Raw genomic sequence first — 23,270 nt, forward strand, 5'->3', positions numbered from 1 at the left:
ATCCTGGACGAGCCCACCTCCGGCCTGGATCCGCTGCAAATTATCGGGATCCGGGATTTGGTGCGCGGCTTGGCGGAGAAGAAAACGATCCTGTTTTCCACCCATATTTTGCAGGAGGTGGAGGCATTGGCGGATCGTATTGTCATTATTAACGACGGCGTGATCGTGGCCCAGGGGACTCGCGATGAGCTCGTGGGCGAGGGCCGCACCTTAGAGCAGGCCTTTATCGATCTCCTGACCAAACAGCAGAAGAAATCATGAGCAGTAAACCCGGCGCACTTACAATCGCAGGCAAGGAATTAGCGGCTTACGTCAATTCCCCGATTGCGGCGATCTTCATCTTTGTTTTCGTGGTCCTCAATTGTTCCCTTTTCATGGCCAGTTTCTTCCTGCTGGGCCTGGCCGATATGCGGGGTTTCTTCAGTTTCTTGCCCGTGACACTGGGCGTGTTCATCCCCGCCGTTACCATGCGCTCCTGGGCCGAGGAAAACCGCAGCAGCACCATGGAGCTTCTGCTGACCTTCCCCATCAAGCCGCACGGCCTGGTGATGGGAAAGTTTCTTGCGAGCCTTTTCTTCTATATAGTTGCGCTGGCCGCAACCTTGCCGATTCCCATCATGCTCTTTGTGCTGGGCACCCCGGATCCGGGGCCGATTGTCGGCGGTTACCTGGGCTCGATTCTGGTGGGGGCGTTTTTCCTGGCGGTCGGGCTCTTTATCTCCGGCCTGTGCAAGGATCAAATTGTGGCCTTTATCTTGTCCATGCTGGCCTGCTTCGGGCTGCTCATTGTGGGGAATCAGTTTATCGCCACTACCGTGGACGGCTGGGTTTCAGGATTGGGGAGCTTCCTGGACAGTTATGTCGGCGTCATTTCGCACTTTGCCAGTTTTGAGCGCGGAGTCCTGGACAGCGGGGATGTGCTCTACTTCCTGTTGGGCGCGGGGCTTTTCCTGATGCTCAACGGTTTTTGGATTGAGGGCCGGATGCGGCCCAAGCAGAAACAGATTTTCGGCACTGCCGCGGTGATTTCCCTCGCTATTTTTGTGGTGGCCAATGTGTTTCTCGGGGATTTGGGGCTGGGGCGTGTGGATTTGACCGAGGGGAAGCTGTACACGATTTCTCCTGTTTCCAAGCGCATTCTGGGCGGGCTCAAGGCCCCGGTCAATGTGAAGTACTATGTCTCACCCAAAGAAAAAATGCCCACGGCCTTCAAGAATCTCGAGCAAGATGTCGTGGACAAGTTGGATGAGTTCCGGATTCTCTCCGGAGGCAAGTTGCAGTTTCAGGTGGTGCATATGGAAGCGTCCAATATGATGAACGAGGAGGAAGGGGGCGAAGAGTCCCTTGAGAAGAGTCTCCAACGCAAGGGGATCCGGCCCTTCCAGGTGCAGTCCCTTGAAGCCGATGAAATGGGCGTGAAGCTCATCTATTCGTCCATGACCCTCGGGTATAAGGAAAAGCCCGAGGAGATGCTTCCTCCCACACTGCCGAGTAATCTGACCGAATTGGAGTACCAGCTGGTTTCCAAAGTCTACCGACTGACTTTGGACAAGGCCCCGCTCATTGCCGTGGTTGCCCCGTATGAAGAAAAGCAACTTGATCCGGTCATGCAGCAGCTCTTGGCACAGATGGGGGCGGATGCCTCGCAGGTGCAATACGATGACGCGTACCGGCTGGTGCCTTTGGCGCTGCAGTACGACGGCTATCAGGTGGAGCGTGTGGACTTGACGGAAGAGTCTCCGCTGCCTGAAGGAGCCGACACCCTGGTGATGATCGAACCCAAGGATTTGAGCGAGGATCAAGAGTATTCCGTGAACCGGTTTTTGGTTGAGGGCGGTTCGCTCTTCCTGGCCACGCAGAAGAATGTGTTTGAGTACCGGCCTTCAGGCCGCGGGGCGATCGGGGTTTCCCGTTTGTCCGTGAATCCATCCTTGGGAGGGTTGTTGGAAACGTGGGGCCTGGGAGTCAAGGATGAAGTGCTGTTGGATGAAAGCCATGATGTGCTCAATATCCAGGCGGGCGGCGGTTTTGGCCCCTTTGCCATGAATATTCCCGTCAAGCTCCCCATCCATATCCGAATTATGAACGAGGGCATGAATCCGGACTACTCGATCAGTTCCAGATTAGATCCCATTCTCTACATGTGGGGTTCGGCTCTGGATCTTGACGAGGAGAAGCTGAAGGAGCTGGGTCTGAGTGTTAAAGTTCTCTTGCGTTCCAGCCCCAAGTCCTGGCTTATTCCCGGCGACAAGACACAGTATGTTCCGCGGGATATGATGCTTAGCAATCAGAGTACTCAACAGTTTCCCTTGGCAGTGCTTGTGGAAGGGCAGTTCCCCAATGCGATGCCCGGCGTGAAACCGGATAAAGAGCTTAATCCGCAGCCCGGTAAGCTGTTGCTTGTGGGCGCACAGACTCTCTTTACCGAAGACTTGATTCAGAGCGGGGGGCATCTGGATTTTCTGAAGAATTCCGTGGATGCCATGAGCTTGGACGAGGACATCATTAAGATCCGGTCCAAGCGGCCCATGGATCGCACGATTGATCGTGTGTCCGCCGGCTCCAAGGCCTGGTGGCGTTTCTTTGCCTCGCTTATGCTCCCGTTAGCCATTGTATTGTTGGGTTGGTTCCGCATTCTTTTGCGTAAGCGTGGCAAAGCCTCGTATATGAAGGCCCTGAGCGCAGCGACAAACTAAGAACTCCTATGAATCCAAAACAAATCATTCTGCTTATCGTGGTGTTGGGTCTATTGGTCTTTGGTCTTTATTGGAAGGGCCAACAGACGCGTCCGGAGCTCAGTCCTGAACCTGAGGCAAGCTTTGGGCTCGGTGTTTCGCCGGAGAACTTGGACGGACTCCAAATCTACAAGGAGACGTCCGAGGAGCGTTTGATGTTGACCCGTGTGGGCGAGAATTGGGTTTTGCCCAATTTGTGGGGTTTGCCCGCGGATGCCAACCGTGTGGACCGTTTGCTTCAAGGGCTGGAAGAAGTGGGCGGAGACGAGCGGGGCAACTCCGAGGATCTCTTTGCGGATTTTGGAATCCGGGATGCTCAGGCGATTCATGTGCTGCTTTCCGAGAATGGGGAGGTCAAGGAACATCTCTTGATTGGGGACAAGACAGCCGGATGGAACCAGGTGTTTGTGCGCCGCGAAGGCAGCGAGAAGGTTTATCTTTGTGATTGGGACCTGCTTTCGCGAATGGGGATTTACGCGGATCTGGAGAGTGCCAAGATCGAGCCACTGTACGTGGCTAACCTAAAACTCTTTTCCATTGCCGAGGACAATATCGAGTCCGTGAGTGTGCGCCGCAGCGGCGGAGAGTGGCGGCCTGTTTACGCAGGCAATCCTTTTGAGCAGGATGAGGCCAAGACAAAGAACTACCACAGGGCGTTGCGGGGCTTGAGGGCGGAGACAGTGGTGGATCCTGCGGGAGAGGGATATGGCTTGGATACGCCCGAATACGAAGTACAGATTGCGCTCAAAGAGGGCGACCCGGTTGTGGCCCAAATTGGGGCTCCGGTTCCCGGCTCCGGAAATGGGGAGCGGTACCTGCGGGTGGAAAACAGCCCGCATGTTTACACGGTGGCCTCCTATACGCAGGACAATCTGGCTCCGGATCCCAGCCGCTTTGTGGGCGCAAATCCTCTGCAAATCCAGAAGCAGGACCTGCTCAAGGTCACGGTGCACACACCCTCCAGGGAAATCTCGGTGGATTCCTTTGAGGACGCGGGCGAAGCCCTCACCCAATACATTGAGGCGCTGTCGCGCCTGAGTATTGTGCGGGTCCGCAACGCCTCGATGCCGCAGAGTCTCTCGGATCCGGCACAGCAGGCCTGGATTTTGATCGAGCAGCAGGGCAAAGATCCGGTTCGGCTGATTGCGGATCCTCTGGCCGAAGGCATGGACGAGACGCCTTGCCTTGTGGAGGGGGGGAAGATTCCTTTCACGATCTCGAAGCCGACCTATGAAAAACTTTTTGCGAATCTGAGTCGACTACAAGAAATTGAATCCGAGCCAGAAGCCCAGCCCGAAGCCGAACCTGAGACATCAGAGCCCACCCCCGCCTCCTAGCTCGGTGCCAGGCACCGGTGCCTGGCACCAGTGCCTGACACCAGCACTTAATTTTGATAGCATAGGAAATCTGTTGGGTGCAACCCTGAGGGGGCCATCATGAAAGAATCCGACGTAAAAAAAACAGTACGAGAGGGTTATGGCAAAATCGCCACCCCAGGTCAGTGGGGAGCCCCCACCACGAATTGCTGCGGCACAGGTTCCCATGCCGAGGATGTCTCCAAGCTCATGGGCTATAGCGAGGAGGAACTCGCCACCCTACCCGAAGGCGCCAATCTCGGATTAGGCTGCGGGAACCCTGTGGCCTTAGCCTCCATTAAGGAAGGCGAGACCGTGCTCGACTTGGGTTCGGGCGGTGGCATTGACTGCTTTCTAGCTTCCAAGAAGGTGGGCCCCAACGGCAAGGTCATTGGGGTGGATATGACACCTGAAATGTTGGCGCGGGCCCGGGAAAACGCCCATAAGGCCGGCATCACGAATGTGGAGTTCCGGGAAGGAGAAATCGAGACCCTTCCCGTGGAAGACAACAGTGTCGATTGTATCATCTCGAACTGTGTGATTAATCTGGTGCCCGACAAACTCAAGGCCTTTGCGGAGACCTTTCGTGTGCTCAAGCCGGGCGGGCGATTGATGGTCTCGGATATTGTGCTGACAAAGGAGCTACCCGGAAAAGTGAAGGAATCCATGGATGCCTATGTCGGTTGTGTCAGCGGAGCAGTTCTCAAGCAGGACTACTTGAAGGCTATGCAGGACGCGGGTCTCACAAATGTGAGAGTCCAGAGTGAAACGAGTTTTGAGGTCTCCTCCGGTTGCTGTGGCGCGCCGGATGATACGACTCAAATTATCGCCAAGAACGCGGGTTTGACACCGGAACAGGTGCGGGAGATTGCTCCTGCGGTGAAAAGCATCAAAGTCACCGCAATCAAACCAAAACCATAGGAAGGAACGGACAATGCCCTATGATGCCAGTTTAGACAAGGAACTTTTTGCCAAGACATGGAAGGCCGAAGGCACGCAGCTTACGATCGGCGTCTACTCCTACAACGAGGGTCAGAAGAAGCTGCAGATCAAGCGCGAGGATATCAATAAGGAAGGCGAGACGCGCTTTGCCAAGTTAGGCCGTCTGGCCAAAGATGAGGTCGAGGCAATCCTCCCCTTTATGCAGGAAGCGCTCGAACTCCTGGACTGAGTATAGTCGCTTCCGCTCATGCTCTCAGAACGCACGCGCTGGGATCTCTGTCAAAACCGGTTGAGCGAGGCTCTCTCCCTTCGCAAGGAACGAGGGGAGAGGGTCTTGGACTTGACTTGTTCCAATCCCACGCAGTGCGACCTATTGCTGTACCCCCCTGAAATCTTGCGGGCCTTTGACGACCCGCGCTGTTATCAGTACAATCCTTCGCCTCAGGGCCTGCTGGCCGCGCGTGAGGCCGTGTGCGCCTACTACTCCGGGCAATGCGTGAACATCCACCCGGATCAGGTTTTTTTTACTGCGGGCACCAGCGACGCCTATTCTTATCTTTTCCAGCTCTTGGCTGATCCCGGAGACTCGATGGTCGCGCTGCGTCCCGGCTATCCCTTATTCGATACCTTGGCCGGGCTCCAGGGTTTGGAGTTACGCGGCGTGTCTTTGGAGTATTGGGAAGGCTGGGCGCTTCCGGCACATGCGCTGGAAGCCGCATTTCAAAAAAACACCAAGGCCCTTCTCTGCGTGCATCCCAACAACCCCACCGGGAACTATCTCAAGCACGCCGAGCGCATATGGTTGCTGGAGCTTGCGGCGCGTCATCAAGCAGCGCTCATCGCGGACGAAGTCTTTTATGATTTTTCCTGGAAAGAGAACCCGGAGCAGGCGCCGAGTTTTGCGGGCAATGAAGAGGCTCTGTGCTTTACGCTTAACGGGATTTCCAAGATGTTGGCCCTGCCCCAAATGAAACTCAGCTGGATTGCCCTCAGCGGGCCCAAGGCTCTGCGCCAGGAAGCGGCAGCCAGATTGGAAGTTGTCTGTGATGCCCATTTATCGGTGGGCACTCCGGCCCAAGTGGCCCTGGAGTCTTGGTTGCATTTGCGTCCTCTCATCCAAGAAAAGATCTGCCGGCGCCTGTCCTTAAACCGGCAAACACTCCTCAAACAGTGTCGGATTTCCGGGAGTGTGGAGTTTCTGGATTCGGAGGGGGGATGGTATGCTGTGATCCGGGTGCCGCAGACGCGCACGGACGAGGCCTGGGCACTCTATCTGTTGGAAGAATATGGGGTGCACGTGCACCCGGGTTATTTGTTTGATTTTTCCGAGGAGGGTTATCTTGTCCTCAGTCTCCTCCCCACCCCTGAGGTCTTTGAGGAGGCGCTCGCGCTTTGCCTCAAAGCCGTCGAAGACGCTGCCTAAGAAAGAGCTGTGGATCTTTGGCTCGGGGATTGGGGTTCTCCTTGTATTCTTGCTTCTTGTGTTCTTCCCCCCCGGCCGGCGGGAGGCCATCCCCCTGGAATCCGCGGTTTTGAGTCTTGGGTACAGCGAAAACTGGTTGGCCCCGCGTCTTTCATCTTGGGACCTGGATAAGGGGCGTCTCAGCATCGTCCTTTCCTATGACCGAGCGCTCTCCGAAGAATCCGGGAAGGTGCTCAATGGTCTGCGGGATTATGCGGGCGGGGCCCGAAGACTTCTGTTCCGCAATGATGTTGATGAAGTGGATGTTTCTATTCAGGCGCAAAGAACCGAGCTCGCGGGCTTCAAGGCAACTGAGGCGCAGAAGCTGGAGCCAATCGAAAAGTTGTTGAGGATCGATCGCACGCGTTTGAAAGACGGTGGCCGCCTCACCGAAGAGGGCTTAGAGGCCATTGTGCAGGCGAGCCTCAATCCGGCTCTTTCCGCCGAAGACCTGGGCGACTTTTCCAAGATCTTCCAGTACGAACTCATCGCCGGGCGTATTGCCGTGGCCTTCCATCCGTCCGTGCTGCTGGATCACACAAGCGCGGAGCTTTATGCGCAGGGATGGAAAAGCGCGAATGCCGTTGTGAATGAAGTGAGCCGTTCCTATCCGGAAATTCGTTTTTTTCGTATCTCTATGTACAACCTCAACACAGCCATTCTGTCCAAGGAAGTTGTGCACTCGAGTTTTTGTTTGCAGCATGCCTTGGTTCCGGTGGAGCATATTCTCGCTCTGATGATCAGTAATCGTCCGTTGAGTCCGGCCTTTCTCAATCCCGAGCGTTTTTTCCCGGGAAAGTCAACGCGCGGTTACCATGCGGCATTGGTTTACGAAGATGGTCCGGAGCAGGACCACTTGTTGGCTAGGCTCTTTGAGCCCATCCGTTTGAGCCAGGGCGATCTTTACCTGGTGGAAGTGACCGAGGAAGGTTCTGCCGCCCTTTTGTACAAGGCGGATGACGGCAGCGGGGAGGGGCCGGTCAATGTCTTGCCCAAGGGCAGCGGCCGTTTGGGCGAGTGGTATGTGGAAAACGGAGGATGGGTGGATCGAGGGCGCTTTTGATCAATTCACGACGACTCAAGGAACATGGCCTTCCTCTTTTGATGCTGCTCCTGGCTCCGGCCCTGTTGCTGTGGCCGGTATGGCTTTTTGACCGCGTTCTTGTTCCGGCCGATATCCTTAAGACGGTTTTACCGTGGCAGGCGGCCGGTGTTGCGGTAAACAATCCCGCATTGAGCGATCTCATCTATTTCTTCACACCCTGGAAGATCTGGTGGCACCGGACCCTTCGCGCGGGCGAGCCCTGGCTCTGGAATCCGTTGATTTTCTGCGGGCATCCTTTTGTGGGTTCTCTTCAGACTTCCTGTTTTGACGTCTTCCGTTGGCTCACATTTCCTTTTGGCGCTATAAAGGCCCTGGGTTTTGAGGCTATGCTGCGCCTCGGTTGCGCCGGAGTGGGGGCCTATGCGTGGGCGCGGAGCACGGGACTCAAGCGCACGGCCGGCCTGATCACCGGTCTCTGCTTCGGCTTGACTCCCTGGCTGGTGGTGTGGCTGGGTTGGCCCCATGCCCAGGTGGCAGTGTGGTTGCCGTGGCTGTTGTGGGCCACTGAGAAGCTTTGTGTGCTTGGACGCCGATGGGGCAGTCCCGCGCTGGCGCTATTTGTGGGCCTGCAATATTTGGGCGGCCACATCGAGACCTCCGTGCACTTAATGGCTGTTGCCTTTTTTTACGGAGTCTGGCGTCTCTGGAGCCTGCGGCGCAAACCCGAGGGCAAGGAGCGTACGATTCTCTGGTTGGGGGCCTTGGCAGTCGGTCATCTGTTGGCCTGCATCCAACTTCTGCCTTTTGTGCACTACTTTGCGCAAAGCTTTGCTCCTTATCAGCGCACGTGGGCGGTAGAGCAGATCTATTCGGGGAACCCGTGGGTGATTCCGGTTCGGGTTCTGTTTACCTTTTTGCTTCCCAATCTGTTCGGACGTCCCGATGCGGCAGGAGGCGCCTATTGGCTGGGCGGGCTCAATTACAATGAGTGCATGCTTTTTGTGGGTTTGGTGCCCTTGGTCCTGGCTTTTGTCGGGATCCGGATGAGCTGGGCGCGCTCGATGACCCGGGGCTGTTTCTGTATTGCCCTCCTGAGCGGATTAGTGGCGTTTGGGGCCCCGCCTCTCTTTGGGATAGTCACCCGTTTGCCCGGTTTTGATCTGGCCTTTAACAACCGCTTCACTTTGGTGTGTGCGTTGGCCTTGGCTTGGCTGGCCGGCGCCGGGGCCCAAGCCTGGACAGAGGCCTATCACCTCAAAAGGCTGAGGTGGGTCTATATGCTGGTGGGCATCTTTATTACCGGTGCTTTGGTTGCAGCCTTTCTGTATTTGCCGCGTTTAGAGAGTCATCCCGGCCAGACTCTGATTCTGCTCGACCTTTTTCATTTGGGTTTTTGGTTAGGCCTTCTCTTGGGAATCTTGGCCGGGGTGCGCCGGAGCTGGCATTCCACGGCTTTAGTGATCGTGGTCCTGGCCGAACTCCTGTTCTTTGGCCGCGGCTACAATACCGTAGTTCCTGCAGGTGAGGTTTATCCTCGCACTCCGGGCATTGATTATTTAACGCAGAACCGCCAATGGGGGCGCTTTGCCGCTTTCGGCGGGGTGCTGCCGGCCAATACGGGAATGGTTTATGACTTGGCCGATGTGTCGGGACATGATGCGCTCCTGCAGTTGGAGTATGCGGAGTTCTTGGGGCAGATTGATCCGGCAGTGCTCAGCCCTCTTGTCAACGGTTTGCATGTGCGTTTGCAGGAGTGCAGGGATTTGCGGTGGTTGGAGGCCGCGGGCTGCCGATATTTGGTGTTCCCCAAAGGGGTCCGGCCTTCGGAATTTGTTCGCGGGCCTCAGGATCGAATTGCTGCCTTGAAATGGGTGTATTCGGAAGAGATCGAAATATATGAGGACTATTTTGCTGCTCCGGACGCCTGGGTCACGGACACGGCCTATTTGGCTCCGGATATCGAAGAGGTTCTCAAACGCATGAAGGATCCTTCGCTCAACCCCATTGAGACCCCCTTGCTGGTGGAGCCTCTGCCCGGGGTGACGGAGCCCCATGATCCGCAGGATCGTCGTATAATGCCTCTAGCCTGGGAGCTGTCTGAGCCGGGTCTTTTGCGTGCGAAGGTCTCGTTTGAGACTGCAGGAATCTTATGCACCTGCACTGGCTGGTCCGGCGGATGGAAAGCCCTGATTGACGGAGTCCCGGCTCCTGTGTGGCGAGCCAACTTGGCTTTTCTGGCCGTACCCATCCCTGCAGGGGAGCATAGCCTGGAGTTGCGCTACGCTCCCTGGAGCTGGAGCGCAGGATGGATCCTTAGCGTGATAGGTTTGATTTTGCTGTTGTTGATGACGGTCTATGCATTGCGATGCGGAGAAAAATGAGCGAAGAAGACATAATCCTCGAACAGAGCATTCTTTCCCGGTTCAATGTGGCCTTCAGTCTGATGAGCGTGATTCCGTTGCTCATTTGTTTCTACCTAATCACTGTTCGCTTCTTTTCGATTCAAATCCTGGTCGGGCTCAATGGCGTTTACTTTCTCTTGGGGATCATTATTGCGGTCCTGGGGCTTTTTTTCGGCAGAGAAATTCTCAAAGAGATTATCCGGGGCCTTGTCCGTGCCAATGCGCGTTTGGCGCGCTCCACAGAGGAACTGGAAAAGGCTAACGAACACATCAAAGCAGCTCAACTTCAACTGATTCAGGCCGAAAAATTCGAATCCATCGGCCGTTTGGCCATGGGTGTTGCGCATGAGGTGCGGAATCCTTTAGCGATTATTCTAATGGCGGTTGACTCTCTGGATGATACTCAAGACCCGGCGGAGCGGAAGCAGCTGACGGCACAGATTCAGAAGGCTGTAAAGCGCGCGGATCGTGTCATCAAGGGGCTGACGGATTTGAGCCTGACCAGTGCGCGCGATCTGCGGATGGAATGCCACAGCGTGAACGATGTGGTGAAGCATGGTTTGATTCTGATGGAACATACTTTCAAGCGCAGGCAGATCTGTGCCAAGGAGGATCTGGACCCGAACCTGCCCGAGACCAAATTGGACAAGAGCAAGTTGGGGCAGGCCATTCTCAATCTGTTGAAGAATGCGGCTGAGGCCATGGAAACGGACGGTGTTTTGACTGTCCGTACGCGCACCATGGAGATGGGGGTTCGCGAGCACAATGCCGGCCGGAGGTCTTCCGATCGCTTCCGTCATGGGGAGCAGGTGATCGTCATCGAGATCGAGGACGAAGGGCACGGGATCGCTCAGGAGAGCATTTGGAAGGTCTTTGATCCATTCTTTACCACCAAGCCTACGGGCGAGGGAACCGGACTTGGATTGCCCGTGGCGCGGAGCGTCGTCGAGCTTCACGGAGGAGAGCTGAAACTTGAGAACCGTGAAGGAGGAGGCGTGCGGGCTTCGGTTTCTCTGAAAATCTATCCACCGGATCCCACCGATTAAGCAGTACCTCACACCAGGGACAGGTCTTGCCTACCCTTTACCCACCAATCACTTACGAGAGATCCGTCCCCTAGCAAGCCGGTCGTCTCCTGGACGTTGCGTCATCAGTAGCGGGCGGGGGGACGGTTCTTTCCTAAGCTATTGCAGTGAAAGAAGCTAGCGAGAACCGTCCCTGGGGGGGAGCCTTGTGCTAAAATGTCCTCTTGTTGAGAATTCGATGGTAGAAGGAGGTTCAGATGCGGGGGAAATTTGGATTCAAGGCTCTTGTCGGGGGCATGGTCCTCTTTACAGCTCTCCTGAGTTTTTCTTCATTGGCCCTGGCTTCCCGGGATGCGGGATGGGGCTACGGCGCCAAGGCGTCCCAGCAAAGCGCGGGCACCAAGTTCACTCGGGGCGTGGTCAATATGGTGACCAGCATTGTTGAGATTCCCCGGAATATCCACAACACTACCGAGGAGACAAGCATGCTGGCCGGCTGGACCTGGGGTGCGGTCAAGGGCTTGGGATGGGGCGTGATCCGGGCATTGGCCGGGGTCTACGATGTGGTGACCTTTCCTTTCCCGATCCCTGAAGATTACAGGCCTATCCTGGAACCCGAATTTGTGTGGCATGCGGAGGGGCCGAGATACAAGTAGGGTATCTGCTTGCCAACGGGATCCCCCCCTGCGCGGGGATGACATACTCTAATACCCAAGCGCTGCATTGCTTGGAATAGAACGGAACAAAGGCCCTGCTCGAGCGGGATAGGCCCAAAGCCCAGCTCTTGCCGGGCCTTTTTGTTGCTGCCAAAAGAAGTATTCGTCATCCCGCTCCGCCACAGTGGCGGCCTGACACCCATTGCGAATCTTTGGTATTCTGGCAGACGAGGTGAACATGAAACTCCGGGTCCTATTGCTGAGTGCGGTAATTCTGCTGTTGGCGTCCATGCCGCAAGCTGCTGCGCAGCAAAGGTCCACCGTGCTTCTTGAACTCTTCACTTCAGAAGGGTGTTCTTCCTGTCCGGAAGCAGACCGGGTCCTTGCCGAACTCTCTGATCATCCCTATTGGCGGCGGCGCATCGTGGCTATGGCCTATCATGTGGATTACTGGGACCAGCTCGGTTGGGCCGATTCCTTTTCGGACGAACGCTGGTCGGCCCGGCAGCGGCGCTACGGCCAGGCCTTTCACCGGAAGGGTGTGTACACGCCGCAACTGGTCATCCAGGGGGCCAAAGAGATCATCGGCTCCCATCGCACTCAGGCATTGCGCGATATCCTCGAGTTTTCCGAGAAATCTCCCTGGGTTAGGCTGGGGGTAGAGCGCTCGCGCCCGTCCGGGGCTTTGGGTCAGGCTCTGGTTCTGAACTTGCACGCCGAACTGCTGCGGAATCGGGTCCGCCGCCGCCTGGTGCTTGCCGCGGCATTGTGTGAAAGCGGTTTACAGAGCCCGGTGACCGGGGGAGAGAACCAAGGCAGGCTTCTCAAGCACGACTGCGTGGTGCGCGAGCTGGTTGAGGCCACGCGCTTCCCCTCTACCGCCGATGAAGTCGATTCGGAGGTTGTGTTTCTTCTTCCTGAAGGCGCGCCTAACGATTCATACAGCGTGGCGGTCTTTGTCCAGGACCTGGATTCCATGGAAGTCTGGGGGAGTCTGCTCTACGATCTCTGAAGCAACTTGAGAATGAACCAATCTTTCGCCGCTTCAGGCAAGGCTTCAAAGAGGAGCCTGAACCGCGCCTCCCATCCAATCACATAACGCGCTTTGGGTCTGCGCGCGCGCAGGGCGTGCGCCACGGCTCGAGCCACGGCAATGGGAGGGAGGCGGTGTCCTTTGAATTCATCGACACGGGCAAAAGCCTTGGCTGTTATCGGGTCGTAGAGTGCGCGGGCCTGGGGCGGGAGACCGTGCATGAGGTTTTCCGCCCTTTTGCGCGAAGTCTGGAAAATCGTGGTTTGAACGCCCCCCACATCGATGACAGAGACGGGGGTCTTCCACGGAGCGAGCTCGATGCGGAAAGCATCCGCCGCGGCTTCGATCGCGTATTTAGAGGCGCTGTAAGGGCCCAACAGGGGAAGGGTGCTGCGGCCGGCAATGGAACTCATGAAAATAATACGGCCAGGCCCTTTTCTAAGCGCGGGCAACAGCGCCTGGGTGAGAGCCACTTGGCTGACAAAATTGACTTCCATCTGCTCACGCAAGTCTTGAAGAGGCACCACCTCCATAGGGCCGCTGATGACGATCCCCGCATTGTTGAAAAGTCCTGCCAAGCCCTGGGCTCCGCAGAGGGCCTCAACAGCCTGGGCGGCTTTGGCCCGGTGCTCTGGCCGGGTAATATCCAACAGGAGAGGATGAATGCGCCCTGAGCCTTCCGCTTGGAGGCGATCCGCATCCTCTTGGGTGCGTACCCCGGCCAGGATTGTAAATCCCTGGTCGATAAGATGGAAAGCCGTGGCATACCCGATCCCCCTGGAGGCGCCGGTGATCAGGACTTTGGGTGCGGTGAACGCATTCATCTCCCTATCCTAACATCCATCCATAGGTTGCGGAAGCTTCAGTGATCGCCTAGAATAGCGTTAACTGAACGGCAAAGCGTCCAAGCGCATCTAACACTCGGGGGAGTGGTGTGGCTCAGGGGCTGATGATCCTATTTGTTCTGAATGTCGTTGCTTCAATGGCGGCCCTGGTGGTTTCGGCCTTTGGTTTTCCCGAAACAGCCGCAAGGGCGGCGCATCTTTCCACAATGCTCTTTGTCGCTTTCTTGGCGGCCTTTGTGGGTGTGCTGCTCTTGGGATTTGTTCGAAGTCAAACGCGCTGAATCGAGGAATCGGGCTTGAAGAAAGAGACCCGGCTGAAACTAGCCCTGCTGGTTCTGCTGATCCTGGCGATGGGGCTGGTCGCAGTGTTGGTTATCTATCGCGGGGCAGATGCCTCTCGGTTCACTCCGGAACGCGTTCGCGAATTCATCCTTTCTTTCGGCCTTTGGGCTCCGCTGATTTATTTCCTGCTCATCGTTCAGCCTTTGGTGCCAATTCCGGGGAGTGTGCTTACCATCGGCGGAGGCTTGGCATTCGGACCGTTGCGCGGCATCGGCATTACATGGGCCGGGGCCGTTCTTCGCGCGTGCCTGCAATTCTGGATTTCCAAATACTTGGGCCGGGAAGCAGTGAGCAAGCTCCTGAAGGGAAAGGCGGTGAGCATGGACGAGGCTGTGGAAAACCACGGATTCTTGACAGTACTGCTGGTGCGTCTTATTCCCAATGCGCCTTATGATCTGCAAAATTTTGCTTTGGGTTTGTCTTCCGTGAGGTTCCGGCATTTTCTGGCTGCAACGATGCTGGGACTCGTGCCGTGGACTATTGCTTTTGTTTATCTTGGGCATTCGATCACCGAACCCGAGAATCTGTGGAAGGTCTGTCTGGCCCTGGGCGGAATTGCCTGCCTTGTGATTATCAGCCATCTTGTAAGACTGCGCCTTATACAAAAATCATGAATCTCAACTGGCAACGCACCAAGATCATTTGCACTCTAGGCCCGGCCACAGACAACCCTGAGGTCCTTCAGGCCCTTATCGAAAACGGCTTGGATGTGGCGAGGGTCAACATGTCTCACGGACATCCGGCCGAGCACGCGGAGCGCATTTCCCGGGCGCGCCGGACTGCGGATGCATGCGGTGTGCCCTTGGCAATTTTGGTGGATCTGCCGGGACCGAAGTTCCGTGTCGGGAATTTGGTGGACCAGGTCATGGAGGTTCGCCGGGGACAAGAGCTCACCCTGGCCTCCAGCCCGGTTGGGGGCCCGTATGTGCCGCTTACGTATCCGGATCTTATCGCTGGGTTGGGTGTGGGTGAGTCGGTGTATATTGCCGATGGCTCTGTGGCCATGGATGTTTTGTCCGTCCAAGCAGATCGCGTGGAGTGCCGTGTTTGGCGCGGAGGCGTTATCCGGTCGGGAGCGGGGATCAATTTCCCGGATTCCGAGCTTTCAACAGGGGCACCCACTCCAAAGGATTTGGAGTTTCTCCAGTTTGCGTTACAACAGAAAGCCGAATGGGTCGGGGTTTCTTTTGTGCAGAGTGCCGCTGACTTGCACAGGGTCCGGGAGCACTTGCCTGCCGGAAATTCGCCGCTCTTGGTGGCAAAGATCGAGCGGAAGCCGGCTTTGGCTCATTTGGATGCGATCCTGCAAGCGGCAGATGCTGTGATGGTGGCGCGCGGGGATTTGGGAATCGAAACAGAGCTTGAGGGAGTGCCTTTGCTCCAAAAACGGATTATTGCCAAGGCCCGGAAGATTGCCAGGCCTGTGATTACCGCCACACAGATGCTGGAGTCCATGATCACTCACGCGCAGCCCACCCGCGCCGAGGTTGCGGATGTGGCCAATGCCGTCCTGGACGGAACTTCTGCTGTGATGCTGTCTGCGGAAACAGCCATCGGCCAATATCCGAAGGAGGCTGTCAAGACATTGAGCCGGGTGGTCCAGGTGACCGAAGATGCCCCGGAGGAGATGTTTTCCCTGACCTATTCAAACACAGAATCGGGTTCCATGGAGGAGGCCATCAGTTTGGTGGCGTGCCGGTTGGCACGCGAAATGCGCGCCAAGGCCATTGTCCTGCCTGTGAGGCGTTTGTCAGAGGCCGCGGATGTGGCGCGGTTCAGACCCGGGGCGCCTATCCTGGCCTTTGCTGCAACAGATTATTTGCGGCGCCAGCTCAATATGGTTTGGGGTGTTCTGCCTTTGTCAGGCTCAGTGGAATGCAGGACACGGCGGTGTGTGGATCAAGCCCGGGAATGGTTGTTGAAGACGGGAAGGGCGGCGCCGGGCGACCCAATAGTCGTCCTCTATTCTTCAGACGATTCGTCAGCTGCCAGTGACACCCTGCAAGTGGTGTACCTGCCTTAGTCTCCTGCTCCGGCATTTTCTTTGCTTAAGAACCGCTCTATGCATTCGACGAGTTCGTCCGTGCTCGGCGGCTTGGCCATAACGGCGTGATTATCAATCTTTCCTACCGCTCCCTGGACCTCCTCCCTATCGACCGTAGCCGTAAGGAAAATGACCGGAGTACTCTTCAAGATTCTGTCAGCGCGCAGCTGGCAGGCAACTTGAGCTCCGGACATTCCGGGCATAATGACATCCAGAAAGACAATGTCCGGCAAGAAATTCCTGGCCGTAGCAAGCGCACGGTTCGGACAATTTTCCGAAGCGACTTCATAGCCCAGCTTGCTTAAGGTCAATTTGAGCAATTCCGTGAAGTCGGCCTCATCGTCGATGAGCAGAACTCTTTTCTTGTCGAATCCCATGTTATAGCCCCAGTACTCTATTGATTTTTTCAATGACTTCGTTGCCGCCGGCCGGCTTTGCCAAGAAGCTATAGTCCCCGCTTCCCTGCGTTTCCTCCGCTTCCTCCTTTAATATGGATGCTGTCAGGAAGACAATGGGGGTTTTGCCGATTTGCGGGTCGTCTTTGATCATTGCGGCCACTTCAGAACCGTCCATATCGGGCATTGTCAGATCCAGCAGTACCAGGTCCGGTGAAAATTCCTTGGCTGCCGAATATCCCATGGAGCCTCTGTTTTCAGCGCGCACTTCAAAACCTCCCACACGCTCCAGATGCATTTTGAGCATGTCGGTGGCATCAACTTCGTCGTCCACGATTAGAATCCTCTTCTTATCCATGTGTTACCTCGTCCTTAGGGGGTGTCCCCGGTCCCTAACACCCTTTCGATGCAGTCCATGATTTCGCTGGCCATGGCTGGTTTGGCGATGAAAGGATAGGTGCCGATCACACCGCCGTGTTCTTCCACCTCTTCTCGAACGACCGTTGCCGTCAAGAAGATGATGGGCACGCTCTTGAGATCTTCGTCCGATTGCAGCAAATGCGCCAGTTCACTTCCTTCCATCTTCGGCATAACGATGTCCAAAAGGACGAGATCAGGCCGAAAGCCCTTGGCCGTTTCCAGGCCGTGGGTCGCATCATTCTCCTCCTTGACTTCAAAATTGCCGAAGCGTTCCAGGTTGAGGCGGAGTGTTGCCGTGAACTCCGGTTCGTCATCCACAATAAGAATCCGTTTCTTTCTCATTCAGTCATCACCTCCTCCCATGAGCGCTAAACCAGGAAGGTCAGAACGGCTTTGACGCCGCCTTCCTGCCGGTTTTCTATTTGAAGCTTTCCGTTATGCAAGTCCATTATTTTCTCAGTGACTGCCAGGCCCAGGCCCATTCCTTCGCCGGTGGGCTTTGTTGTAAAAAACGGATCAAAAATCTTCGGCAGGTCCTCTTCAGAAATGCCGGGTCCAGTATCGCAGATTTCGGCAACAACGGCGGTGGCTTCGTTTCCTGGATGGAGATTCTGTAAAGGCACATCTTTGGGAATATCGGCAAAGTGCATGGAACGGGTGTAGGTCCGAAGCGTCAGTGTGCCGCCGTCCGGCATAGCGTGGATTGCATTGCTGAGCAGATTCACGAAGACTTGCTCCAGTTTGCCTCTGTCGATGCCGAGTCGAGGGATTCCCTCCCCGAATTCCGTGACCACCTTGATGCCCGTTTTGTTGAGGTCGTATTGCACCATGGCCAAGGCCTTTTCTGCCACCGTGTTGAAATGCTCCGGCAGCAGGGAGAGCCCCTTGGATTGGGAACAGTCCAGAAGGCCTTCGATTACCTTGTCCGCGCGCAGGATGGCGTTCTGCATGCGGCCCAGCACAGCCGGCGTGTTGGGATCGCCCACTGTGTCCGGGCTTTTCAGGAAATCAATACCTTGCAAAATGATACTGAGCGGGTTTTTGACCTCGTGAGCAATGCCTGTGGCCAATCGAGTGATGGATTCGGCCTTGGCTGTGCGGATCAGCCCCAATTGCGCGGTCTTGAGCTCGAGGTGGGATTGGCTCAGCTCTACGAGTGCTTTGCGCAGGGCTTGGTCACTCCTGCGGAACCCCTCGTTTGCAGCCGTCAACATTTTGTGCGCCTGGCGGCGGTCCTTCAGGGCCCGGTCCAAGGAGTCCATCATTTGATTGAAAAGGTAGCTGAGTTCGCCGATCTCGTCAGTGCTGGTGATTGCAATGCGTTCTTCCGGGATATGGTCGCGAGCGGCGCTTTGACTTAGAGTGTGCGCTTGTTTTCCGACAATGCCTAAGTTGTGGCGCATCCTTCCCACGATCAGGCCGGTAAGGAGGATGCCGATAGCAAAAGCAGCCGCGCCTACGGAAAGCAGGGTTTGAAGCGCGAGGATTTCGTTCTTGTGCGCTTGCTCTACGGACCTTGCAGAAAAGGCCTCAATCTGATCCAGCAGGATTTTTGCGATGTCGTCTGCTCTGCGCGCACTTTGCTGGATTCCTTCAGCCAGGGGGAAAGTGAGTGCGAGTTCTCCTGCGGAAACTGCATCGATCAGACTTTGCCCGGCCGTTTGAAAACTCCCGAGCGCGTTCTTGAGGCGGCCTACCGTGGCAAAGAGCTCTTCGTGCCGGGCTGAAGAGCTATTCGATTCTTGGGAGGAGATGCGCGCAGCGGCATCAGCCTCTTGTTCACTGAGGCGTTGGAAATCACGGAGCCCTTCTTCGACCAAATGAAAACTGCGGACATAATTCATTAGGGGTTGGTTGAGTTGTTGGGGAGAGGGAGCTGCGCCTGCCGAGCCCAGGAGCAGAATGCGCTGAAGAGCCAGGTGGCATTGCAACAGGTGGTACTGGACCGAAGTGATGGCGCGGGTCATCGGCAAATCGGCTTGCGCAATTCGGCGGACTTCGTAGCCGACGCTCTCGAAACCGGTATACGAATACACCGAAACAAGCACGATCAGCCCCAGCAGCAGGGCGGCAAAACCGCCGATTTTGCGCCGCAGGGTCCACCTTAGGCGGAAGCCCTGCTGGGCTGTTTTTACGGATTTCTTTTGGCTATCCATCGCTTCTCCTTAAAGGGTGCAAAAAAGGCCGACCCTCGAAAAAGGAGGCCGGCCTTGCCCTTCCTTCGGTAGCCTGGCGGCCATAGCATATGTAAATGCTTTAGGCCCATAGCTTTGCGTCTCCAGCTTTCGCTGGATTTGCCTTTTTCGAGAAGCTTCTCTGTTTGTGAAAAATAGGTTACCTAAAGTCGAAGTATACCATGTTTTACATCATCAAGAGGGGGGGCGGCAGGGCCCGTTAAATCAGCACCCGGCGTTCTTCGCTGGAATGCCGGTAGAAATTGATGGTGTCGTGCAGGCCGTCCAGGAGCGGGGTCTGGGGGCCCCAGTCCAGAAGATCGGAGGCCTTGCCGATATCGGCCATGCTCTTGAGGATATCCGTGTGCCGCCGGCCCACGGATCGGACCTGAACGTGTTTGACCCCGAGCAGGGTGCTGATGTGGCGCACCAGGGCGCGGATAGATACAGAAACACCTGTGCCCAGGTTATAGACCTCGCTGCGGTTGAGCTCAGCCATGCGCATGAGGGCTTGGGTAGCGTCCTTCACGTAAAGAAAATCCCGGGTGGGCTTGGTGTCGCGCAGGACGATCTCGGGTCCGCGCAGGAGCTGGCGGATAATGCTCGGGACCAGCGTATTTTCGTTTTGCCAAGGGCCGTACACACTAAAGGGCCGTGCGATAGCCACCGGGAATCGGTGGCGAAAACTGTAGGCCCATGTGATCGCTTCGCCTGCCAGTTTGCTGGCGCCGTAGGCGTCCAGGGGGGTGGTGGGATGCGATTCATCAATGGGGAGGGTTCGGGGTACACCATAGACAGCAAACGAGCTGACGTAAACAAAGTGTCCCGGCGGATTTCCCATGAGTCCTTCGAGGAGGCGCAGGGTGCCGCCTGCATTGGCGTCCAGTGTTCTCTGGGGTTCTTCATCTGCGCGCAGTAAATCGGTTTGGGCGGCCAGATGAAAGACGATGTCGTAGTGTCCCTGGCAGTTGCGGGGGAGCGGATCGGTGACGTTCCAAGCGCGGTAAATAATCCCGGAGTTTTTGCGACGCGGGGGCTGGGACTCCGGGACCAAGGCAGTGATGTGCGCGCCGCGCTGGGCAACCGACGACAAAAGGTGGTGGGCGATGAAGCCGTTGGCTCCGGTGACGAGGACCTTGCGCTCTTTCCAGAAGTGAGGGTTGGTATTCATCGACGTCAAGAGTGTTTTACGCCGGATTTTTTTCACGATACATGTCAAAATCTGCTTGAGCCAGGAGCGCATCCACGGAGCAGGGATTGTCCGGATCATAGATGCCGATTCCCAAGCTCACCGACAGATCAAACTCGTAACGGCTTTCTTTGTTCCAGGCGTCAATGCCTTGGTTGATTCGATTCTTGATCGCTTCGGCGCTCTCTTTTTTTGCATCTATTGCGAGGACGGCGAATTCGTCTCCGCCGATACGGGCCAAAATATCGGCGCGGCGGAAATGGTCCTTCATCAAATTGGCGGTTTCCACCAGCGCCTGGTCACCGGTCTGATGGCCGTAGGTGTCGTTGATGGCCTTGAGGCCGTCAACATCCACAAACACGAGCAGCATGTATTGCTTGGCGCGTATACCGATTTCCATTTGCTGTTGCACCATGGCCAGGAAGCCGCGCCGGTTGTACAGGCCGGAGAGCTCGTCAATCATAGAAAGAGACCGGACCTCGCCAAGGATACGCTGGCGTTCCAGCGCGTAGCGGACGGAGCGGGAGAGCAGCTCCACGTCGACCTTGCCTTTAATGAGATAGTCCTGGGCCCCGCGGCGAATGGCGCGCACGCCGGTTTCCGTATCGCCGTCCGAGGCCATGACCACAATGGGCAGATCCTTGGCCTGGTCGCGCAGAATTTGCAGGGACTTAAGGCCTTCGCTGTCCGGAAGATTAGGATCCAGGAGGATGGCATCGGGCTGTTTTGTGGCAAGGTGGGAGAGGGCATCCTTCAGCGAGCCTTCAAAGTCCAGGTCGGCGTTCAGAATATCGGAGTCGGAGAGGGTGTCTTGGATGATTTTGATATCCTCGGTATCGGCCTCAACAACCAAGAATTTGAGTCTCTTGTTCCCCACGGCATATCTCCCGGTTTTGGTGGAAATATCGTAGACTAGTGTAGGTCCGGAATTAATGATGTGCAACAGCGAGGATCGGATGACGCCTGAGACAATTCAAGCCCTGCTCCAGGATTTTTTTGCAGCAGCCGGCAGAAAAGACATCGAGGCCTGGGTGGGCTGTTTTGCAGAGGATGGCGTCAGCCACGACCCGGTGGGCGGGATCCCGACCCAAGGCCATGCCAATCTCCACCAGTTTTACGGAAGCATTTTCGAATCCTTTGACCGGATCGAGCTCACCCAGGACAGCACCTTTTTGTCCGGGAGCGGGGCGGCTGTGAAGTGGACTGGGACCGGGAGGGGCAAAAGTGGCAGGGAAGTTCTCTTCGACGGAATTTACGTGTTTGAACTCAATGAGGATGCAAAGATTCAGCTCTTGCTGGCCTATTGGGACCCTGCCGAGATGCTCACCGAATTGCTGCAGTAGGAAATCTTACCAAAGATAGGCTGCGCCGAATTTGAAGGAGCCCGCGTCCCAGTTGACCTCGTTGAGTTGGGTGTCGTCTGTCAATCCGCTGGCTGCGTGTGTTGTATCCGTGCCTTCGTCCGTACTGAAGTTGTAATACTCGAAGCTGGCGTTGAGCCTCCAGCGTTTGTTCAGCTTGTAATGGCCTGCGATTGAAGCCTTGTGCCCCGTGCCTTCGGCGCTGTGGGCAAAGCTTTGCGGGTGGGCCAGGTCAGGCCGCAAATTCCAGTCGCCCACACCGTCATAATCCACCCAATGATGTTCCAGGTTTCCGGAGAACGAGAGCTTATCAAAGGGATACAGCTCGAAGTCGAGTCCGAGCCAGGGGCCGCTCCAGGCCGCGTCATAGGTGCTGTTGAGTCCTTCAAAGGGGCCCAGCCACCCGATCTCCCCGTAGGGGTCCGTGATCTGGTTTCCGTCCGTCATTTTGAAGTTTTGCTCGTGGCGGGCAAACCCCAGAAGGGGGGAGAGCTTCAGCCGGTCCTGGCTTAGGCTGAACTGGTAGCCGAAGCCGAGAGTCGCATCGACAACCGAACCGTCATCCGTGCTGTTTCGCGAGCGCGAGAACTCCAGGGTGCGGTTGTCCCCGTGATAATCGGAGTCCTGGTTTTGGCCATGATAAATCCAGCCATAGGAAAAGCGGCCGCGGGCGTAAACGTTTTTCCAGAAAGGGCCCTTGAGGGCGGCAGCCACTTCAAAGCTCTGAATATCCTCCCAGGTGAGTTCTGAAAGGACATTGGGAGAGGTCCCTGCCAAAGTGCCTGCAATATTCCAGTCGAGGTTGTCCACCCGGTATCCGGCGTCCACCGAAAGGATTTTTGTGAGGCGTGTGACAGTCTTGTCCATGATGAGTTCGCGGTCAAAATTGGGATCCGTGGAGCTGGGAAAGGATTGTTCGCGGATGATGGCAAAGACAGGCGCGGGCAGCACACAGGCGAGGGTCGCCCAAAGGCCGATAATAAAAGCAATCCTGACAGCAGGACTGGATTTCGGCATAAAACTCATAACGCACTCTTATAATGCATTTTGCGAGATATTGCAACACTTAAAAATCCCCGGTGTTCAGGAGGGCGCCGAACTGGGTGCTCAGCTTGGTGCCGGACACCGGCGTGATAGAATGGGGTTTATGCGGGCTGTAGCAGGACTTCTCGTATGGATGGGACTCATGGGCACGGCTCTGGCTGCGCCCGCGGGCTCTTTCTTCACCCTCATGGACCGGGCTGATGCTGTTATTGTGGCTGAGATCCAGAGCCTTGACGATTCCCAGGAGTCCATGGAGGGCCCCCTGGTTGCCCGGGCCCGGGTCGAAAAGATTCTCAAGGGCGAACAGCTCATGACGGGCCAGCTCATACGCATTGCCGAGCCCCGCTGGTGGGCTGCGCACTATCAGACCGGCCAGCAGCGGATTCTGTTCCTTCAGCGTGGACTGGAGCGTGACGATATCCGTGACTCGCGCTGGCAGGTGGATACGGCGGGCGGCGTGGAGTTCCTTATCAACGACGGGATTTCTCCCAAAGAAATCGGGCACCACGGATTTGCCCGCTTTATCCGGGAAATCCAGCAGGCGCGCGACGGGGCTCTGTTTGCGAAATTCCGGCCTCAGGTCGTGATGAGGGAGGAAGACCCCCGCACCCTCCGAATCCTCCTGGAAAATATCAGTGAGGATATTGTCTGGTTCAACCCCTCCCTGATGGAGTTCTACTTTGAGGCCGCGGGCACTCGTTATACGCGCCCCATCTTCTGGGATTACTACCAGGAAGGCGCCTGGGTAGACCTGTGGCCCGGCTCCACCTTTGACGGCGCGGTTGAGGTGCACGTGGCCGG

General features: G+C 56.3%; 24 protein-coding genes and 1 riboswitch. Of the genes, 16 read left to right on the top strand and 8 right to left on the bottom strand.

What is annotated here, in order from left to right; all coding sequences use genetic code 11:
• The 11 genes from JW937_08415 to JW937_08465 form a co-directional block, all read left to right on the top strand.
• Positions 1-261: ABC transporter ATP-binding protein (locus tag JW937_08415; protein ID MBN1587427.1), on the top strand; the 261-nt coding region annotated here is incomplete at its 5' end.
• Entirely contained in the window at positions 258-2,696 is a 2,439-nt protein-coding gene (locus JW937_08420; protein MBN1587428.1) for a Gldg family protein, read from the top strand. The genes JW937_08415 and JW937_08420, both read left to right, overlap by 4 nt.
• 8 nt (positions 2,697-2,704) lie before the next feature.
• Positions 2,705-4,072: a DUF4340 domain-containing protein gene (locus JW937_08425; GenBank protein ID MBN1587429.1), complete on the top strand. Its 1,368-nt coding sequence runs from the start codon at positions 2,705-2,707 to the stop codon at positions 4,070-4,072.
• Positions 4,073-4,171: 99 nt separating this feature from the next.
• Entirely contained in the window at positions 4,172-5,011 is an 840-nt protein-coding gene (locus JW937_08430; GenBank protein ID MBN1587430.1) for an arsenite methyltransferase, read from the top strand.
• 13 nt (positions 5,012-5,024) lie between these two features.
• On the top strand, positions 5,025-5,261 hold the full coding sequence (locus JW937_08435) for a hypothetical protein (protein MBN1587431.1): 237 nt from the start codon (positions 5,025-5,027) through the stop codon (positions 5,259-5,261).
• A gap of 18 nt (positions 5,262-5,279) precedes the next feature.
• Positions 5,280-6,455, top strand: coding sequence for a pyridoxal phosphate-dependent aminotransferase (locus JW937_08440; protein ID MBN1587432.1), 1,176 nt, complete (start codon positions 5,280-5,282; stop codon positions 6,453-6,455).
• Positions 6,373-7,557 (top strand): hypothetical protein, encoded by a 1,185-nt coding sequence (locus JW937_08445; protein MBN1587433.1) that lies wholly within the window; start codon positions 6,373-6,375, stop codon positions 7,555-7,557. Before JW937_08440 ends, JW937_08445 begins: the two co-directional genes overlap by 83 nt.
• Positions 7,533-9,920 carry a YfhO family protein gene (locus JW937_08450; protein ID MBN1587434.1) on the top strand — a complete coding sequence of 796 codons (2,388 nt, stop codon included), beginning with the start codon at positions 7,533-7,535 and terminating at the stop codon, positions 9,918-9,920. Before JW937_08445 ends, JW937_08450 begins: the two co-directional genes overlap by 25 nt.
• Positions 9,917-10,987 carry a hypothetical protein gene (locus tag JW937_08455; protein MBN1587435.1) on the top strand — a complete coding sequence of 357 codons (1,071 nt, stop codon included), beginning with the start codon at positions 9,917-9,919 and terminating at the stop codon, positions 10,985-10,987. The genes JW937_08450 and JW937_08455 overlap by 4 nt, the downstream gene beginning before the upstream one ends.
• Before the next feature lie 236 nt (positions 10,988-11,223).
• Positions 11,224-11,622 (top strand): exosortase system-associated protein, TIGR04073 family, encoded by a 399-nt coding sequence (locus JW937_08460; GenBank protein MBN1587436.1) that lies wholly within the window; start codon positions 11,224-11,226, stop codon positions 11,620-11,622.
• Between the two features lie 238 nt (positions 11,623-11,860).
• Positions 11,861-12,634, top strand: a complete 774-nt coding sequence (locus tag JW937_08465; protein ID MBN1587437.1) for a DUF1223 domain-containing protein — start codon at positions 11,861-11,863, stop codon at positions 12,632-12,634.
• Here the strand turns inward: JW937_08465 and JW937_08470 are convergent.
• Positions 12,622-13,479 (bottom strand): SDR family oxidoreductase, encoded by an 858-nt coding sequence (locus JW937_08470; protein MBN1587438.1) that lies wholly within the window; start codon positions 13,477-13,479, stop codon positions 12,622-12,624. The genes JW937_08465 and JW937_08470 overlap by 13 nt on opposite strands.
• Positions 13,480-13,604: 125 nt before the next feature.
• Here JW937_08470 and JW937_08475 point away from each other — a divergent pair, with 125 nt between their 5' ends.
• Genes JW937_08475 through pyk form a run of 3 tightly spaced genes read left to right on the top strand, consistent with a single transcriptional unit; the run spans position 13,605 to position 15,865 of the window.
• Entirely contained in the window at positions 13,605-13,781 is a 177-nt protein-coding gene (locus JW937_08475) for a DUF1328 domain-containing protein (GenBank protein ID MBN1587439.1), read from the top strand.
• A 15-nt stretch (positions 13,782-13,796) separates the two neighbouring features.
• Positions 13,797-14,456 (top strand): TVP38/TMEM64 family protein, encoded by a 660-nt coding sequence (locus JW937_08480; GenBank protein MBN1587440.1) that lies wholly within the window; start codon positions 13,797-13,799, stop codon positions 14,454-14,456.
• Positions 14,453-15,865, top strand: coding sequence for a pyruvate kinase (gene pyk, locus JW937_08485; protein ID MBN1587441.1), 1,413 nt, complete (start codon positions 14,453-14,455; stop codon positions 15,863-15,865). Before JW937_08480 ends, pyk begins: the two co-directional genes overlap by 4 nt.
• On the opposite strand, the gene JW937_08490 is transcribed toward pyk, so the two are convergent.
• The 6 genes from JW937_08490 to JW937_08515 all read right to left on the bottom strand — a co-directional run bounded on the left by JW937_08490 (position 15,862) and on the right by JW937_08515 (position 20,941).
• On the bottom strand, positions 15,862-16,296 hold the full coding sequence (locus JW937_08490; GenBank protein ID MBN1587442.1) for a response regulator: 435 nt from the start codon (positions 16,294-16,296) through the stop codon (positions 15,862-15,864). The two genes, pyk and JW937_08490, sit on opposite strands and share 4 nt — an antisense overlap.
• Positions 16,265-16,639 (bottom strand): response regulator, encoded by a 375-nt coding sequence (locus tag JW937_08495; protein ID MBN1587443.1) that lies wholly within the window; start codon positions 16,637-16,639, stop codon positions 16,265-16,267. The genes JW937_08490 and JW937_08495 overlap by 32 nt, the downstream gene beginning before the upstream one ends.
• 14 nt (positions 16,640-16,653) lie before the next feature.
• Positions 16,654-17,043, bottom strand: coding sequence for a response regulator (locus JW937_08500; GenBank protein MBN1587444.1), 390 nt, complete (start codon positions 17,041-17,043; stop codon positions 16,654-16,656).
• A gap of 26 nt (positions 17,044-17,069) precedes the next feature.
• Positions 17,070-18,857, bottom strand: a complete 1,788-nt coding sequence (locus JW937_08505; protein ID MBN1587445.1) for a hypothetical protein — start codon at positions 18,855-18,857, stop codon at positions 17,070-17,072.
• A 64-nt stretch (positions 18,858-18,921) separates the two neighbouring features.
• Positions 18,922-19,010, bottom strand: a riboswitch (cyclic di-GMP riboswitch).
• Between the two features lie 85 nt (positions 19,011-19,095).
• The gene (locus JW937_08510) at positions 19,096-20,046 is read right to left on the bottom strand and encodes an NAD(P)-dependent oxidoreductase (GenBank protein MBN1587446.1); all 951 of its coding nucleotides are present in this window, start codon (positions 20,044-20,046) and stop codon (positions 19,096-19,098) included.
• Between the two features lie 16 nt (positions 20,047-20,062).
• The gene (locus JW937_08515) at positions 20,063-20,941 is read right to left on the bottom strand and encodes a diguanylate cyclase (protein MBN1587447.1); all 879 of its coding nucleotides are present in this window, start codon (positions 20,939-20,941) and stop codon (positions 20,063-20,065) included.
• Positions 20,942-21,020: 79 nt separating this feature from the next.
• On the opposite strand from JW937_08515, the gene JW937_08520 reads away from it, so the two are divergent.
• The gene (locus JW937_08520) at positions 21,021-21,407 is read left to right on the top strand and encodes a nuclear transport factor 2 family protein (protein MBN1587448.1); all 387 of its coding nucleotides are present in this window, start codon (positions 21,021-21,023) and stop codon (positions 21,405-21,407) included.
• A gap of 6 nt (positions 21,408-21,413) precedes the next feature.
• Here the strand turns inward: JW937_08520 and JW937_08525 are convergent, their stop codons facing one another.
• Positions 21,414-22,442 (bottom strand): hypothetical protein, encoded by a 1,029-nt coding sequence (locus JW937_08525; protein MBN1587449.1) that lies wholly within the window; start codon positions 22,440-22,442, stop codon positions 21,414-21,416.
• Positions 22,443-22,482: 40 nt separating this feature from the next.
• Here JW937_08525 and JW937_08530 point away from each other — a divergent pair.
• The coding region (locus tag JW937_08530) for a hypothetical protein (GenBank protein MBN1587450.1) at positions 22,483-23,270 on the top strand (788 nt) is incomplete at its 3' end.

The organism is Candidatus Omnitrophota bacterium (assembly GCA_016929445.1).
Lineage (GTDB): Bacteria > Omnitrophota > Gorgyraeia > JAFGIU01 > JAFGIU01 > JAFGIU01.

What these genes read in the sequence shown, in the direction of transcription:
- JW937_08460 (MBN1587436.1), top strand. Translation starts at nt 11,224, where the DNA reads ATGCGGGGGAAATTTGGATTCAAGGCTCTTGTCGGGGGCATGGTCCTC.
- pyk (MBN1587441.1), top strand. Translation starts at nt 14,453, where the DNA reads ATGAATCTCAACTGGCAACGCACCAAGATCATTTGCACTCTAGGCCCG.
- JW937_08440 (MBN1587432.1), top strand. Translation starts at nt 5,280, where the DNA reads ATGCTCTCAGAACGCACGCGCTGGGATCTCTGTCAAAACCGGTTGAGC.
- JW937_08510 (MBN1587446.1), bottom strand. Translation starts at nt 20,046, where the DNA reads ATGAATACCAACCCTCACTTCTGGAAAGAGCGCAAGGTCCTCGTCACC.
- JW937_08500 (MBN1587444.1), bottom strand. Translation starts at nt 17,043, where the DNA reads ATGAGAAAGAAACGGATTCTTATTGTGGATGACGAACCGGAGTTCACG.
- JW937_08450 (MBN1587434.1), top strand. Translation starts at nt 7,533, where the DNA reads ATGGGTGGATCGAGGGCGCTTTTGATCAATTCACGACGACTCAAGGAA.
- JW937_08475 (MBN1587439.1), top strand. Translation starts at nt 13,605, where the DNA reads ATGATCCTATTTGTTCTGAATGTCGTTGCTTCAATGGCGGCCCTGGTG.
- JW937_08420 (MBN1587428.1), top strand. Translation starts at nt 258, where the DNA reads ATGAGCAGTAAACCCGGCGCACTTACAATCGCAGGCAAGGAATTAGCG.
- JW937_08495 (MBN1587443.1), bottom strand. Translation starts at nt 16,639, where the DNA reads ATGGATAAGAAGAGGATTCTAATCGTGGACGACGAAGTTGATGCCACC.
- JW937_08455 (MBN1587435.1), top strand. Translation starts at nt 9,917, where the DNA reads ATGAGCGAAGAAGACATAATCCTCGAACAGAGCATTCTTTCCCGGTTC.
- JW937_08470 (MBN1587438.1), bottom strand. Translation starts at nt 13,479, where the DNA reads ATGAATGCGTTCACCGCACCCAAAGTCCTGATCACCGGCGCCTCCAGG.
- JW937_08430 (MBN1587430.1), top strand. Translation starts at nt 4,172, where the DNA reads ATGAAAGAATCCGACGTAAAAAAAACAGTACGAGAGGGTTATGGCAAA.
- JW937_08465 (MBN1587437.1), top strand. Translation starts at nt 11,861, where the DNA reads ATGAAACTCCGGGTCCTATTGCTGAGTGCGGTAATTCTGCTGTTGGCG.
- JW937_08425 (MBN1587429.1), top strand. Translation starts at nt 2,705, where the DNA reads ATGAATCCAAAACAAATCATTCTGCTTATCGTGGTGTTGGGTCTATTG.
- JW937_08520 (MBN1587448.1), top strand. Translation starts at nt 21,021, where the DNA reads ATGACGCCTGAGACAATTCAAGCCCTGCTCCAGGATTTTTTTGCAGCA.
- JW937_08525 (MBN1587449.1), bottom strand. Translation starts at nt 22,442, where the DNA reads ATGCCGAAATCCAGTCCTGCTGTCAGGATTGCTTTTATTATCGGCCTT.
- JW937_08435 (MBN1587431.1), top strand. Translation starts at nt 5,025, where the DNA reads ATGCCCTATGATGCCAGTTTAGACAAGGAACTTTTTGCCAAGACATGG.
- JW937_08505 (MBN1587445.1), bottom strand. Translation starts at nt 18,857, where the DNA reads ATGGATAGCCAAAAGAAATCCGTAAAAACAGCCCAGCAGGGCTTCCGC.